Below are 14,417 nucleotides of genomic sequence, written 5' to 3'. Positions count from 1 at the left end.
GAGGGGCTATCAGTAGGCTACTCGTTGATGGTGGTGCTGGCCCTGAGGCGGTCAGCCCTTCACTGCACCCAGCGTCATGCCCGCCACGATCTTGCGTTGCAGCAGGAGCGTCAGCAGGATGACCGGGATCGAGTACACGGCGGCGAGGGCCGTCATGGATCCCCAGTCCAGGCCGAACTGCGTTTGGAAGTTCGCGATCACCACGGGCGTGGTCTGGGACCGGATCGCGGTCATCAGCAGTGCGAACAGGAACTCGTTCCAGGAAGCCAGGAATGCGAAGATCGCCGTGACCGCAATACCGCCGGACACCACCGGGATCACCACCCGCCACAGGGCACCGAGCCGGCTGCACCCGTCCACGGTGGCGGCTTCTTCCAGGTCACGGGGGACCGATTCGAAGAAGCTGGACATCAGCCAGATGGACAACGGAAGCGAGATGGTTGTGTGCGCAATGGAAAGGGCTATGGGGGTATCAGCCAAGCCGACCGAGGCCATCATGGAAGCCAGCGGAATGCCGATTGCTACTGGCGGGACCATGCGGGTGACCAGTGCGGCCATGATGAAGACGCGGCCGCTCGGTGTTTTGTAGCGGGTGATGCCGTAGGCGGCCGGAACGGCCAGGACCAGTGACAGTGCGGTGCTGATGACTGCCGTCTGGATGCTGTTGATGAACGAGGCCACCACACCGCTGCGGCCCAGGGCGTTGGTGTAGTTCTCCAGCGTCCACTCCCTCGGCAGGATGGTGGGCGGAACAGCGATGGTGTCGATCGGCGTCTTGAACGACGTGAACAGCAGGTACAGGAACGGGAAGCCGTACAGCACCATGGCCGCAGCCAGCAGGATCCAGAGGATGGTCCGGGTGCTTCGGCGGCCGGCCTCCAGGCCTTCGCGGTTGACTCCCCGCCGCTTTCGCAGCGGTTGCGGTTCCGGGATGTCCGACGGCGGTGGCCCGGCTTTGGTAGCGACGCTCGCGTTGCTCATCAGTTGTCCTTTCCTGGCCGCCAGATGGTGGCCACTGCAACGAAGGCAATGGCGAGCATTGCGAGGAGGTAGATGGTGCCCATGGCGCTGGCGAGCCCGGGGTCCCCGAAGCGGATCATGGTGCGGTAGATCAGCAGGCTCATGGTTTCCGATGCCGACTGCGGACCACCGTTGGTCTGGATGAGGATGGTGTCGAAGGCCCTTGCCGCGTCGATGCCTCGGACCACCAAAGCGACGGCGATCACCGGGCGCAGCAGCGGAAGGATGATCCGGAAAAGGAGCGCCGGAGCCCGTGCACCATCGAGGCGGGCGGCCTCAAGCAGATCGCCCGGGATGTTCTGGAGGCCTGCGAAGAGCACCAGGCACATGAAGGAGGTGGTGAGCCAGATGTCCGGGATGGCCACTGAGAAGAGCACAATGTTGGGATCGGACAACCAGCCGATCTGGTTGGGATCGGACAGGATGCCGGCCTGGTGGAGGAGCGTGCCGATGAGGCCGAAGTTGTCGATCATCAGGAACTTCCACAGCAGGCCTGCCACGATCGGGGCGATCATCAGCGGGTAGAGGAAGACGGTCCGCCAGATCTGGGATTTCCTGCCCAAGGTGGTGAACAGCAGGGCCATGCCCAGGCCGAGTGCGAACTCGAGTGTCACCACCACCAGGGTGTAGGCCAGGGTCCGCCATCCGGCGCTGGTGAAGGCTTCGGAGGTGAACGCGGTGACGTAGTTCTGGAGACCCACAAAGTCGCGGGGGCCGCCGGCGATGGGGGAGATCTTGAAGAAGCTGTCAGCCACAAGGCGGAAGAGGGGATAGGCCACGAATACGGCCAGGAACAGTGCCGCGGGCGTCATCAGATAGAGGGCGAAGCGGCGATCGGAGATACGCACGGTTTTCTTTTCTGCTGGTTGGGACCGCGGCCGGCACTGTCTTTCGCGCTGTGCGCGGGCCGGTGCCGGCCGCGGAGTTTTACTTCAGGAGGTCCTGGATCTGCTTCTTGGCATCAGCCAGGAGCGCCGAGGTGTCTCCACCTGCCACGGCCTTCTGCAGCAACGGGATCAGGACGGTGTCCACGATCTGCTGCCACTTGGCGGTTGCGGGCCGGGTGGCCGTTGCTGGAGCGTTGAGGGTTTCAATCAGCGGCTTGAAGCTCTCGTAGCCAGGCTGGTCCTGGTACTTCTCGAACGCGCTGATGCGGGAAGCCAAGCCGAGCTTGGAGTCGATTCCCATGCTGTTGTAGTCATAGGCGCACTTGACGAACTTCTTGGCGGCGTCGGTGTTCTTGGTCGCCTTGGGAACTGAAAGGTACCAAGGTCCCGGGACGCCCGCGACGCCGGCGCTGCCGCCGATCATTGCCGCGGCGCCAACCTTTCCTGCCACGGGAGCATCCGCTGGGATCTGGCGGTAGGCGTGGGCCCAGAAGCGGGTCATGGCGGTCTTGCCCTGGTTGAACAGGTTCTGTGCTGCTGCCCAGTCGACCTGCGCGGCGCCGGTGGGCGCGGACTTGGCCAGGCCCACGTAGAAGTCCAGGGCTTCCTTGTGGGCTGCGTTGTCGATCACCACGTTGTTGTTCTGGTCAAGCACCATGGGGGAACCGGCCTGGAGCACGTGGGCCAGCCATTCTGTTTCCACGGCACCCTTGACGTCCGTGCCGTACATGCCGTCCTTGGTGAAGAACTGGGAAATGTCCTGGTACTGCTTCCACGTCTTGGGGGCTGCAAGCTCGTAACCGTACTTGGCCTGGAAGTCAGCCTTGTTCTTGGCGTCCTCAAACAGGTCCTTGCGGTACAGGATGATCTCGGCGTTGGTCCAGGCCGGCAGTCCGATGAAGTGGCCGTCAACGTTGGCTTCCTTGACGAGGGCCGGGAAGATGTCCTTTTTGACGTCGTCCGTGAAGAGCTCATCAATGGGTTGGACGGCGTCCTTGAAGCTCGGCAGCCAGACCGAGTCGAGCGCGGCGACGTCGAAGGAGACGTTGCCGGAGGAGAACTCGCTGGAGAGGCGGTTGAACATTCCGTCATAGGGGAGCTCAACGAAGTTGACGTCGATTCCGGTGTCCTTCTTGCACTGCTCGGCTACGCCGGTGAGTTCGGCGTGACCACCGGCTTCGACCAGGACGTTGATGGAGCCGGAGCCGCCGGAGCCGCCTTGGGATGGTGCCGGGCCGCCGGCGCCACAACCGGTGGCAACGAGTGCGACGGCGGTGCACAGCCCGCCGAGGGTGACGAGCTTGGAGATGGTGTTTCGAGTGGACATCTCTGTCGACTCACTTTCTCTTGAACGGAAATTGCAGAGAGATGGGGATGACATGTCTTTGGCTTGAAAAATCGTTTTGCCAAAACGACTTGGCAAGAGTGTATGCCGCCGATATTTTCCGTGTCAAGGGTCACTCGCTGTCGCATCGGGGGAGTGGTGGTTGCCAAATTTTCCGCAGGATTTTGGCGTTGACAGCCCTCCTAAGAGGCTCCTAGTGTTTCTTCCAACTCCCTTGAATAAACGATTTGGCATCGTTGGGTCTGATTGCCATGCCAAGGAGCGGGAGCAATGAACAATGACCGATAGGAGATCCAGTGGGAACTGGCAGCAGGCTTGAAATGACTGACACGAGTCGCCGAATGCTCGTTGGGGCGGGGGCCGTGGGCACTCTGGCAGCGGCCCTGAGTCTCGGGGTATCCCCAAAGGCAGAGGCCGCCGAAGAGGCCAAAGGTGGTCTCTTCAACTCCCCGAACACCTACGACGTGACGGCCTGGCGAATCCAAGGGCAGCCGAAAACCACAGCGCAATCGGATATCGGCGCGGTCATCAACGACATCATTGCCGATATCAAACAGCGCCAGAACACGCCGGACACCAGGCCAGGGGCAGTGGTCATCATTCCCCCGGGGGACTACGACCTTCGCACCCAAGTTGTGGTGGATGTGGATTACCTCACCATTGCGGGGTTTGGTCACGGCTTTTTCTCACGCAGCATCAAGGACAACGTGGACACCAAAGGCTGGCTGAACCTTCAGCCGGGCGGCAGTCACATCCGGGTCCTGACCCCGCCGTCGTCGCCGCAGGCATTCCTTGTGCGGCGGGACGGGAGTCCGCGCCTCTCCGGGATTGTGTTCAGGGACTTCTGCCTGGACGGGGTCAATTTCACCCCGGACGCGAACAGCTACAAGAACGGGAAGACCGGCATTGAAGTGGCAACGGACAACGACTCGATCCATGTCACCGGGATGGGGTTCGTCTACCTTGAACACGCTTTGGTGGTCAGGGGCGCGGACGCCCTGCGGGTCCACGACAACATGATCGCTGAGTGCGGGAACTGCGTTGAACTGACCGGTGCGGGGCAGGCGACAATTGTCAGCGACAACCTGATGGGAGCCGGGCCTGACGGCGTAACACTCCTCGCCGAAAACCACGAGGGACTGCTTGTTACCGGGAACAATTTCTTTCCCAGAGGACGCAGCCTCATTGAATTCACCGGCTGCAACCGCTGCTCCGTTTCGTCAAACAGGCTGCAGGGTTTTTATCCGGGCATGATGCGGCTGCTGAACGGATGCAAGGAGAACCTGGTAACAGGCAACCACTTCCGCCGCGGCGTGGAAGGCTTCCCCCCGTTTATCGACCGCAACAACGGGTTGGACGACCTCTACGGTGTCATCCACGCACTTGGAGACAACAACCTCATCTCGAACAATCTCTTTGCCTACGATGTCGCACCGGCCAAGGTGGTTCCAGCCGGCGCCGAGCCGACCATCATCCTGATCGCAGGAGGGGATGGCAACGTCATAGCCACCAACCACGTAGTCAGCAACGTAGCGTCCCAGAACGTGGTTCTCGATGGATCGACAACCCATTCCAAGGTTCTCGATAGCGGAGCCGCGTCCACCATCACCTCATACAGCCCGGATACGGTTGTGCGCCCCACACCCTGAGATGAAGCACGACGGCGGCTGGTCACCAAGGGTGACCAGCCGCCGTCGTGCGTCCACGTTCTTTGACCGGCGTCAGTCCGCCTTCACCGCAAGGACCGGGCAGTCCGCCTCCAGGAGGATGCGCTGGGAAACGCTGCCCATGATGAGCTTGCCCACCGGGCTCCGGCGGCGGAGGCCGATCACGATCAAACCGGCGTCGTGCTCATCGGCAGCATCAAGCACCTCGGCTGCTGCGTCATGGCCGCGGATGGGTTGCTTGATGATGTGCTGGATGCCGTGCTCAGCCAGCCGGTCCTCGATGCTCTGGATCTCCGGCTCCTGGGCGTAGCGGTTGTCCACCAGGGCGTCGCCCTTGGAGGAGTTGATCACCACCAGGGTGTCATTGCTCTTCTTGGCCTCGGCGATTGCCTGCGTCAATGCTGCTTCGCCTTCTGGTGTGGGGACGTATCCCACCACGATGGTCATGGTTTCTCCTGCTGGTGGTGTGCGGGCATGGTTGGTTCGGTCTTCGTGGTTGAAGGCGTCGCCGGGGTCTGTGGCTCATCGTGGCCCGAAAGCACGGACGGCCCTGCTGGAGCTGCCGCCGGACGGTTCCGCCGGATGAGCTTGAGGACCAGCGGCCAGGCCAGGATGATGCCGATGATGACGTAAATCCCGACGGCGATCGGCTCGCTCCAGAGCCCTGCCGGGTCGCCGGCGCTCAGCTGCAGGGTCTTGCGGAGCTGGCCTTCCAGGCGGGGGCCCAGGATGACGCCGAGGATGAGCGGCAGGACGGGGAGCCCGAAGCGGCGCATCATGAACCCCAAAGCCCCCAGAATCAGCAGGATCACCAGGTCGAAGGCCTGGAGATTTACGGAGTAGGCGCCCAAGGTGGCGAAAAACAGGATGCCCGCGTACAGGTACGGACGGGGCAGCTGCAGCAGCTTCGCCCACAACGGTGCCAGGGGCAGGTTGATCAGCAGGAGCAGCAGGTTGCCGATGAAAAGGCTCGCAATCAAGGCCCACACCAGTGGTCCCTGGCTCGAGAAGAGCTGCGGGCCGGGCTGGATGCCGTAGGACGTGAACGCTGCCAGCATCACTGCCGCGGTTGCGTTCGTGGGCAGGCCGAGAGCCAACATGGGGGTGAGGGTGCCCGCGGCGGCTGCATTGTTCGCAGCTTCCGGACCCGCCACGCCTTCGATCGCTCCGTGGCCGAACTCTTCGGGGTGCTTGCTGAGGCGCTTCTCAGTGACATAGCTCAGGAACGTGGGGATCTCGGCACCGCCGGCGGGCAAAGCCCCGAACGGGAAGCCAAACACCGTGCCACGAAGCCACGGCTTCCAGGAGCGCTGCCAATCCTTCTTGCCCATCCATGGACGGCCAACGGGGATAACATGCAACGGCGTGCGGCGCAGGTGCGCAGCAACCCAGAGAGCCTCGCCCACCGCGAAGATGGCCACAGCCACCACCACAATGTCCAGGCCGTCGGAGAGCAGCGGCTGGCCGAAGGTAAGCCGGCTCTGCCCTGTGACGGAGTCCAGGCCCACCAGGCCGATGGCCAGCCCCAAGCCAAGGGAGGCGAAGCCGCGCAACCGCGACGACCCCAGTACGGCAGTGACAGCCAGCAGGGCCAGCATCATGATCGCGAAGTAGCTGGGGGAGCCCAGGCTGACCGCGAACTTCACAACGATCGGTGCGCAGACCGCAAGGAGGGTAGTACCAATGGTGCCCGCCACGAACGAGCCGATGGCCGCCGTCGCGAGCGCTTGCGCGGCACGTCCCGCTTTGGCCATCTTGTTGCCTTCGATGGCCGTCACCACCGACGACGATTCGCCGGGGGTATTCAGCAGGATGGAGGTGGTGGAACCGCCGTACATTCCGCCGTAGTAGATACCGGCGAACATGATGAAGGCGCTGGTGGGTTCAAGCGCATACGTGACCGGAAGAAGCAGCGCAACGGTCATGGCGGGGCCGAGCCCCGGGAGGACACCAACAGCGGTGCCCAGGATGACGCCGATCATGGCGTACATGAGGTTCAAGGGAGTGAGGGCGGTGGAGAAACCGTCCATCAAGGAGGACCAGACGTCCATCAGAGGATTCCTTCCAGGAGTCCGGCCGGCAGGGCAATGCCGAGGCCGAGGTAGAAGCCGTAGAAGGTCAGCAGGGAAAGTGCCACGGAGATGAGTCCGTCACGGATGTAGCGGCGGCTTCCGAGGGCCAGGACGCTGCCCCAGAAAAGTACGGTGCCGGAGATGACCCAACCAGCCCAATCAATGAGCAGGATGTTGAGCAGGAACGCACCGGCCAGCGGCAGGACAGTCTTCCAGTCGGCAGGGTGGGCCAGGTCCACATCCTCGCCGCCTTCGGCTTCGCCCCTGCCGCCGCGGAGGACGTTGATGGCCAGCAGAACGGCGCAAACCACCAGCAGTCCGGCAACGATGAACGGGACAGTCTTTGGACCCACTGGGTCCGATTTCGAGTACGGGGTTACCAGGCCGTTGGCGTCCAGGAAGACCAGGACTCCGACCACGCCGAGCAGGAGGGCGACCCCCAGCTCGGCGCGGCCTTTCAAGCCTGTTGCTGGAGAGCTCACGCCAAGCCAAGCTTGGTGAGGACGTCCGCCACCCGCTTGTCCTGGTCAGTCAGGAACTTCTGGAATTCGTCGCCGGTGACAAAGGCATCCGTCCAGCTGTGGGTCTTCAGCGCTTCCTTCCAACCTGCGGACTCGTGCATCTTCTCGAGTGCGGCGATCAGGGACTTCTTGTCGGCGTCGCTGATGCCTGGAGGGGCCACGACACCGCGCCAGTTGGTGAACACCAGGTCAATGTTGGATTCCTTGAGGGTGGGGGCGTCCACTCCGTCAAGCCGCTTCTCGCCACTTGTGGCAAGGACGCGGACCTCTCCGGACTTGATCTGTTCCAGGTACTCGCCTGCGCCGGAAGCTGCGAAGCCGAGCTTGTTGCCAAGGATGGCGGGAAGGAGATCGCCACCGCCGTCATAGGAGACGAAGTTGACCTTGGTGGCGTCGATGCCCACAGCGCCGGCCAGCTGCATCGGCAGGAGGTGGTCCGGGCCGCCAGGGGAGGAGCCGCCACCTACGGAGATGGATGCGGGGTCGGCTTTCCAGGCCTTCACCAGATCATCGATGGTCTTGTACGGGGAGTCCTTGCTGACCATGATGGCGCCCGGCTCTTCAATCAGCTTGGCCAAGGGCGTGGTGTCCGTCAGTTTCGATTGGGACTTGTTGGTGTAGCTGGCGCCCACCACACCCAGGCCCATGAGCATGGTGAGATCGCCGTTGCCCTTTTCATTCACCACACGGGCCAGGCCAACGGTGCCACCTGCGCCTGCAAGGTTGAACACCTCGGTGTTGTTGGCGATCTTTTCATCGTCCAGGACCTTGGCCGCTGCCCGGGCGGTAGTGTCGTAGCCGCCACCGGGAGTGTTCGGAACCATGATCTGGAGGCCGGTGATGGGTCCGGCGGCAGCGCCGGAGCTTTCAGAACCTGTGGAGTTCTTGCCGGTGGCACCGCAACCGGTGGCCATCAGGGCGAGGCCGGCGGCGACGGCGGCGACTCGCAATGCGCGGATCTGGCGCATGGTGTTCCTCTTCTCAGTTTTGAATTCTCTGCAGGGCGATCAACGTTGTGCCCCGTGAACCGATGCTAGGGGCCGCAGTGACGCCGATCACTCTTGTGTTCGCAGTGGTCTTTAAGTTCATTGCGTTCACGGGCTTGGATGGTCCTTGGCAGCTCTGGGGTATAGTTCCGATACGCCACGCGGAGCGCCCCCAGACACCTCCGGACTCTGGCACCACCTAAGGATTCATCAGTGACTCGAAGAAGAGGAATGTCCCTGGCCGGGCAATACCTTGTGCTGCAGTTGCTGATCGTTCTGGCCGTTCTGGTGGCTGTGGTTGCCATCTCCCTGGCGCAGTCGGCCGCGGCCTTCGAACGGACAGAGGGCCGGCGGGCCCTCTCGGCAGCCGAAGCCCTGGGCAACAACCCCACCGTACGCGCGCTGCTCCCCACGGCGGAACCGCGCGGCGGTTCGGCCCTCCCCGCCGTCGCCGAATCCGTCAGGACAGTATCGGGTTCAGCGCACGTGGCGCTGGCAAAACTGGACGGCACCGTGATTACGGCATCGGACCCCGGGCTGATCGGCCGGCCCTTGCCTTTGGGCGAGAGCAGGGTGATGGAAGGAAGAGCCTGGACCGGGGTCGTCACCAGCAACAACGTGACGGTGCTGTCAGCCCATGTGCCGGTGATTGACGATTCCGGAGAAATAATCGGCATCGCGTCCATCAGCCGCAACTACCCCTCCACACTGGAAAGACTCGGCGACGCCGTCCCCAACCTCCTCACCTACCTGGGTGTCGCCAGCGTCCTGGGAGTAGCCGGATCGCTTCTCCTGTCCCGGCGGGTCAAACGACAGACCCTGGGCATGGAACCACGGGAAATCACCGGATTGGTGGAAAACCGCGAAGCCATGCTGCAGGGCCTCAAAGAAGGAGTAGTGGCATTGGATCCGCACGAACGGATTACCGTGGCGAACCAAAGTGCCCGGCAGCTGCTCGGCTTGCCGACCGACTGCGTTGGCAAGAAGATCCGGTCCCTCCACGTTGACCCGGCATTGAAAACCGTCCTCACCCGGGAACAGTCTGACCCGGACCAGCTCGTGTTGGTAGGGGAGCGGCTGGTGGTGATGAACCGGGTGGCGCTGCGCTCGCATGGGCGCGATATCGGTTCGGTGACCACCCTGAGGGACCGCACCGAACTGTCCTCCCTTGAGAGTGAACTCGGTGCAACACGCACTGTCACGGACACCCTCCGCGCACAGGCCCATGAATTCGCCAACCAGCTCCACGTCATTTCCGGCCTCATCCAGATCGGCGAATACGATTCCGTGGTGCAGTTCGTCAACGGAGCCACCGTGGAACGGACCCGGCTCAACGACGACGTGACGCGGCGGATCGAGGATCCGGCGCTCGCCGCCCTGCTGATCGCGAAGGCCAGCCTGGCCGCAGAGCGCGGCGTCGAACTGAAACTGGATCCGCTGTCCGCGCTGCCGCGCGTCAAGGATGAACTGTCCCGCGACATCACCACCGTGGTGGGCAACCTGGTGGACAACGCGTTCGACGCCGTCACGGGCCTCGCCGGGGCATCGGTCCGTGTGCTGGTGGAGGACTGGCCGGACGGCGTCGCGGTCACTGTCCAGGACAACGGCCCGGGAGTGCCCGCGGGTTCTGCCGAGGAGATCTTCCAACAGGGCTACTCCACCAAGGAACCGGGGCCAGGGGATGCCCGGGGCTTCGGTTTGGCGCTTTCGCGGGTCATCTGCCGGCGTAGCGGGGGTGAACTGACCGTGACCAACGATGACGGTGCAGTGTTCACCGCACAATTCAGCAAAGGGGCACACCACAGGTGATCAAGGTCTTGATTGTCGATGACGACTTCATGGTGGCCAAGGTTCATGCCGGGTTCATCCAGCGAAGCCCCGGTTTCGGGGTGGTGGGTGTTGCCCACACTGGTGCGCAGGCCTTGGCGGAAACGCGCAGGCTGCAACCCGACCTTGTGCTCCTGGACATCCATCTCCCGGATACCAACGGCCTGGACCTCATGCACCAGTTGCGGGATGTTGCCCCGGACCTCGACGTGCTGGTGATCAGTGCTGCCCGCGAGGTGGAGACCGTGCGGAAAGCCCTCCGGGGCGGCATCGTCCACTACCTGATCAAGCCGTTTTCCCAGTCCGACCTTCAGGAACGGCTGGAACACTACCTCAGCGCCTACCAAGGGCTGGATGCCTCCAAAGTTGAGGCTGAACAGTCCGACGTGAACAGGGTCTTTGGTTTAGCCGCATCCGAGCGTACCCTGCCCAAAGGCTGCAGCGTGGAGACGCTGGAACTTGTGGAATCGGCGCTCAAGTCGGCGCCGGGTGACGTTTCCGCCGCGGAAGTTGCAGAGCAGCTGGGCACCTCGCGGGTCAGTGCCCGCCGCTACCTTGAGTACCTCCACGACGAAGGCGCGTTGGATGTCCGGCTCAAGTACGGCGTCGGACGTCCTGAAAGGCGCTATGTGCTCAAGGGGCGGTGATTGCGCCACGCGCCACGGCCGGGTTGGAAGCCCTGCCGCCTCTAGACCCGCACCGTCTTCAGGTAATTCCTGATGCCGTCCACCACCAGCTGATGGTCCTCATCGGATGACAAACCGGACACCGTCACAGCCCCGATCACACCCGCGCCACGCACGCGGATCGGGAAGGAGCCACCGGCCAGTGTGTAGTCCTCGTGGGCCAGCCAGCCGTTACCGAGAGGGCTGTGGGTGCGGGCTGCGAACAGTTCGGTCAGTAGTGCCGTGCTGTGCTCAAACCGCAGCACGGATGCCGACTTCCGGCGGATCCATTCTTCCTGGTCCGATGTAGCGCCGGGGAGGACGCAGCGGAAGAGAACGAGGTTGTGTCGTCGGATGTCGATCGCAACCCCGAATTCCGATGCTATGGCATGATTGGCGATCAGCGAACCCAGCCGCCATGCATCGTGGTTATCAAACGCAGCGAAGACCAGCTCTTCTTCCTGCTGGCGGAGCTCGGCGAGGCGCGGTGAATCAGTCATTGTCGTTTCCTTCCGGGACGGCGTCAGACTCATAGCTGAGTCCAATCTGCCGACGGATCTCATCCATCGCTGCCATGATGGCCACACTCTCGCTCGGCGGCAGGATGGTTCCAGCAGCGGAACCAGCCCGGACCAGGCGCTCCAATTCAGCTGCCTGGAACTGCATGCCCCGGCCGTTCACGGGCTGCTCGTACCGCTCCACGACGCTGCCGTCCACTGCATGAACGGTAAACGGTACCGGGTTGTACCAGGTGTGTTCGATGTCGATCCACCCCTCGGTTCCGATCACCATGGCACGGTTGGCGCTTGCTGCGTCGAGCTCGCAATCAACAATCGCCTGGGCGCCATTGGCGTACTCGAAGATCGCAGCCGTTTGCCGGTCGACGCCGGTGGCTGTCATGGACGCGCTGGCTTTGATGGACGCCGGGGTACCCAGGATGTCGAAGGCAAAGGAGATCGGGTAGATGCCCAGGTCCAGCAGGGCTCCACCACCGAGCGCGGGATCGTTCAGCCGGTGGGCCGGGTCCTTGGGCAGGCTCTGGTTGTGGCCGGCAACCACCTTGCGGACGTCGCCGATGGTGCCGGCGGCAATGATGTCGCGGACCCGGATCATGTGCGGCAGGAAGCGGGTCCACATGGCCTCCAGTGCCACGAGTCCCTTGGATTCCGCGAGGTCAACAATGTCCTGCGCTTCGCGGGCGTTCATGGTGAACGACTTCTCCACCAGGACATGCTTGCCGGCATTCAGTGCCAGGAGCGCGTTCGCGTGGTGGAAGGGGTGCGGCGTGGCGATGTAGACCACGTCAACCATTGGATCGGCCACCAGCTCTTCGTAGCTGCCGTGCGCGGTGGCGATCCCGAATTTTTCCGCAAAGGACCTGCTGGACTCTTCAGAACGCGAACCCACAGCCTGGACGGTGAAGCCGTTCTCCTTCAGGTCCTGCGTTTGAAGGCCTGCGATGAATCCGGTGCCAAGAATGCCCCAGCGGATTGTCCCGTCGGAAGTGCCGTTGCTTAGGGTCACGTCGTTAGTCCTTTGCTGAGTCAGTGAGCGGGTACGCCACAAACGCAAAGCGCGCGGAGTCCGGCGACCAGCTGTTGACGTTGAGGGTACCTTGGCCACCGAAAAGTGGCCATGTTTGGAGTGGGGTGGTCCAGTCCTCGGTCGAAACAAGTACGACGTCGACAGGCAAGTCGGCGGGGTGGCCTTGCGTTCCGCCGGGGAACCGGATGTACGTGGCGTAGCGGCCATCAGGGGAGAGGTGCGGGAACCAATCGACGGTGTCGGACTTCAGCAGCTGCGCAAAATCGCTGCCGTCCGGGCGGATCCGGGCGAGCTGGGCGTGGCCTTTGGCTGTGCTGAAGGATTCAGTGTTCAGGTACAGCCACTTGCCGTCGGGGGAGTATTCCGGGCCGTCGCAGTGACCTGAACCGACATCGACGCGGGCGGCAGCACCGCCGTCGGACGCCATGGTCATCAGGCGACCGGGCTGCGTAAAGTCGCCGGCCTCAATTCCGACGTACGCGAGTTGTTTGCCGTCCGGGCTGACGCCGTGGAGGAAGTGGAAGGAGCCATCGTCCCCGGTGATGCGGGAAGCAGGACCGCCCTTGAGCAAGGCGCGGTAGATGTGGCCGTCGTTCGCGGAGAGGAAGATGTTTTCGCCGTCCGGGGCCAGGATGTGGTCGTTGTTGAGGTCCGGGACGCCAGCGAGGGGGACTTCCGTGGGTCCGCCGCCGGAGACATCCAGCGTCCACAACTTACCGTCCCCGTTCAGGACAAGGGCGTCTCCGTCAAGGGTCCAGTTGGGAGCCTCAAAAAGTATGTTTTCTGTGCTGTAAAGGAGTTCAGCCTGACCGGTCACCGACGCGATCCACACCTCGCAACGTTGGCCGGGTTGAAGGGTGCGGATCACGTCGGTTTTGTCCTAGTCTTTGCTGTTGAAGGCGGCGTCGAAGCTGGTTTGGGAGGCGGGGAAGTCGAACTTCTTCAGGGCCGCGAGGGCTTCGGGGGCGCCGTGGAGGCGGTCCATGCCGGCGTCTTCCCATTCCACGGAGATGGGTCCGTTGTAGCCGATGGCGGTGAGGGCGCGGAAGGAGGATTCCCAGGGCACATCGCCGCGTCCGGCGGAGACGAAGTCCCAGCCCCGGCGGGGATCGCCCCAGGGCAGGTGGGAGCCCATGACGGTGTTCCGGCCGGTGGGGCGGAGCTTGGTGTCCTTGCAGTCCACGTGGTAGATCCGGTCTTTGAAGTCCCAGATGAAGGACACGGGGTCGATGCCCTGCCACATGAAGTGGGAGGGGTCCCAGTTCAGCCCGAACGCTTCGCGGTGGCCGATGGCTTCGAGGGTGCGGACGGTGGTCCAGTAGTCGTAGGCGATTTCGGAGGGGTGGACTTCGTGGGCGAAGCGGACCCCTTGTTCGTCGAAGACGTCCAGGATGGGGTTCCAGCGGTCGGCGAAGTCCTGGTAGCCGGCCTCGATGACTTTCTCCGGCACGGGCGGGAACATGGCGACGTATTGCCAGATGGAGGAGCCGGTGAAGCCGACCACGGTGTCCACGCCGAGTGCTTTGGCGAGGCGGGCGGTGTGTTTCATTTCCTCCGCAGCGCGCTGGCGGACACCCTCGGGTTCGCCGTCGCCCCAGACACGCGATCCGACGATTGCTTCGTGGCGGAAGTCGATGGGGTCATCGCAGACGGCCTGGCCTTTGAGGTGGTTGGAGATGGCCCAGACCTTGAGGTTGTACTTTTCCAGGATGGCGAGTTTGGACTCGACGTAGCCGGGTTCGTCCCAGCGCCAGGCGTCCAGGTGGTCTCCGGAGACGGCGATTTCCAGGCCGTCGTAGCCCCAGCCCGAGGCAAGGCGCGCGACTTCCTCGAAGGGGAGGTCGGCCCACTGGCCGGTGAACAGGGTGTACGGGCGGGGCAT

At 63.2% G+C, this 14,417-nt stretch carries 14 protein-coding genes; 3 read left to right on the top strand and 11 right to left on the bottom strand.

The window, feature by feature from the left end; all coding sequences use genetic code 11:
* Positions 1-51: 51 nt before the first annotated feature.
* From IEY62_RS15325 to IEY62_RS15315, 3 genes are all read right to left on the bottom strand, one after another.
* Positions 52-981 carry a carbohydrate ABC transporter permease gene (locus tag IEY62_RS15325; RefSeq protein WP_229785350.1) on the bottom strand — a complete coding sequence of 310 codons (930 nt, stop codon included), beginning with the start codon at positions 979-981 and terminating at the stop codon, positions 52-54.
* On the bottom strand, positions 981-1,868 hold the full coding sequence (locus IEY62_RS15320; RefSeq protein WP_189019351.1) for a carbohydrate ABC transporter permease: 888 nt from the start codon (positions 1,866-1,868) through the stop codon (positions 981-983). Before IEY62_RS15320 ends, IEY62_RS15325 begins: the two co-directional genes overlap by 1 nt.
* Before the next feature lie 79 nt (positions 1,869-1,947).
* Positions 1,948-3,234 carry an ABC transporter substrate-binding protein gene (locus IEY62_RS15315; RefSeq protein WP_189019348.1) on the bottom strand — a complete coding sequence of 429 codons (1,287 nt, stop codon included), beginning with the start codon at positions 3,232-3,234 and terminating at the stop codon, positions 1,948-1,950.
* Positions 3,235-3,572: 338 nt separating this feature from the next.
* On the opposite strand from IEY62_RS15315, the gene IEY62_RS15310 reads away from it, so the two are divergent.
* Positions 3,573-4,901: a NosD domain-containing protein gene (locus IEY62_RS15310; RefSeq protein ID WP_229785349.1), complete on the top strand. Its 1,329-nt coding sequence runs from the start codon at positions 3,573-3,575 to the stop codon at positions 4,899-4,901.
* Positions 4,902-4,973: 72 nt separating this feature from the next.
* On the opposite strand, the gene IEY62_RS15305 is transcribed toward IEY62_RS15310, so the two are convergent.
* From IEY62_RS15305 to IEY62_RS15290, 4 genes are read right to left on the bottom strand one after another with little or no spacing between them, the layout of a single operon-like run.
* Positions 4,974-5,366, bottom strand: coding sequence for a universal stress protein (locus IEY62_RS15305; protein WP_189019346.1), 393 nt, complete (start codon positions 5,364-5,366; stop codon positions 4,974-4,976).
* Positions 5,363-6,970, bottom strand: coding sequence for a tripartite tricarboxylate transporter permease (locus tag IEY62_RS15300; protein ID WP_189019344.1), 1,608 nt, complete (start codon positions 6,968-6,970; stop codon positions 5,363-5,365). The genes IEY62_RS15305 and IEY62_RS15300 overlap by 4 nt, the downstream gene beginning before the upstream one ends.
* Positions 6,970-7,473 (bottom strand): tripartite tricarboxylate transporter TctB family protein, encoded by a 504-nt coding sequence (locus IEY62_RS15295; protein ID WP_189019342.1) that lies wholly within the window; start codon positions 7,471-7,473, stop codon positions 6,970-6,972. The genes IEY62_RS15300 and IEY62_RS15295 overlap by 1 nt, the downstream gene beginning before the upstream one ends.
* On the bottom strand, positions 7,470-8,480 hold the full coding sequence (locus IEY62_RS15290) for a Bug family tripartite tricarboxylate transporter substrate binding protein (RefSeq protein ID WP_189019340.1): 1,011 nt from the start codon (positions 8,478-8,480) through the stop codon (positions 7,470-7,472). Before IEY62_RS15290 ends, IEY62_RS15295 begins: the two co-directional genes overlap by 4 nt.
* 249 nt (positions 8,481-8,729) lie before the next feature.
* Between IEY62_RS15290 and IEY62_RS15285 the strand changes: the two genes are divergently transcribed.
* On the top strand, positions 8,730-10,307 hold the full coding sequence (locus IEY62_RS15285) for a sensor histidine kinase (protein WP_189019519.1): 1,578 nt from the start codon (positions 8,730-8,732) through the stop codon (positions 10,305-10,307).
* Positions 10,304-10,972 (top strand): response regulator, encoded by a 669-nt coding sequence (locus IEY62_RS15280; protein ID WP_189019338.1) that lies wholly within the window; start codon positions 10,304-10,306, stop codon positions 10,970-10,972. Before IEY62_RS15285 ends, IEY62_RS15280 begins: the two co-directional genes overlap by 4 nt.
* A 41-nt stretch (positions 10,973-11,013) precedes the next feature.
* Here the strand turns inward: IEY62_RS15280 and IEY62_RS15275 are convergent, their stop codons facing one another.
* From IEY62_RS15275 to IEY62_RS15260, 4 genes are read right to left on the bottom strand one after another with little or no spacing between them, the layout of a single operon-like run.
* The gene (locus IEY62_RS15275) at positions 11,014-11,490 is read right to left on the bottom strand and encodes a heme-degrading domain-containing protein (RefSeq protein WP_189019336.1); all 477 of its coding nucleotides are present in this window, start codon (positions 11,488-11,490) and stop codon (positions 11,014-11,016) included.
* Complete coding sequence (locus IEY62_RS15270) at positions 11,483-12,514, bottom strand: Gfo/Idh/MocA family protein (protein WP_189019334.1); 1,032 nt, start codon at positions 12,512-12,514, stop codon at positions 11,483-11,485. The genes IEY62_RS15275 and IEY62_RS15270 overlap by 8 nt, the downstream gene beginning before the upstream one ends.
* 4 nt (positions 12,515-12,518) lie before the next feature.
* On the bottom strand, positions 12,519-13,403 hold the full coding sequence (locus IEY62_RS15265) for a TolB family protein (protein WP_189019332.1): 885 nt from the start codon (positions 13,401-13,403) through the stop codon (positions 12,519-12,521).
* A 12-nt stretch (positions 13,404-13,415) separates the two neighbouring features.
* Positions 13,416-14,417, bottom strand: coding sequence for a sugar phosphate isomerase/epimerase family protein (locus IEY62_RS15260; RefSeq protein ID WP_189019330.1), 1,002 nt, complete (start codon positions 14,415-14,417; stop codon positions 13,416-13,418).

Origin of the sequence: Paenarthrobacter histidinolovorans, assembly GCF_014647595.1 — a bacterium.
Classification (GTDB): domain Bacteria; phylum Actinomycetota; class Actinomycetes; order Actinomycetales; family Micrococcaceae; genus Arthrobacter; species Arthrobacter histidinolovorans.
This window is presented reverse-complemented; position numbering and strand designations above follow the sequence as displayed.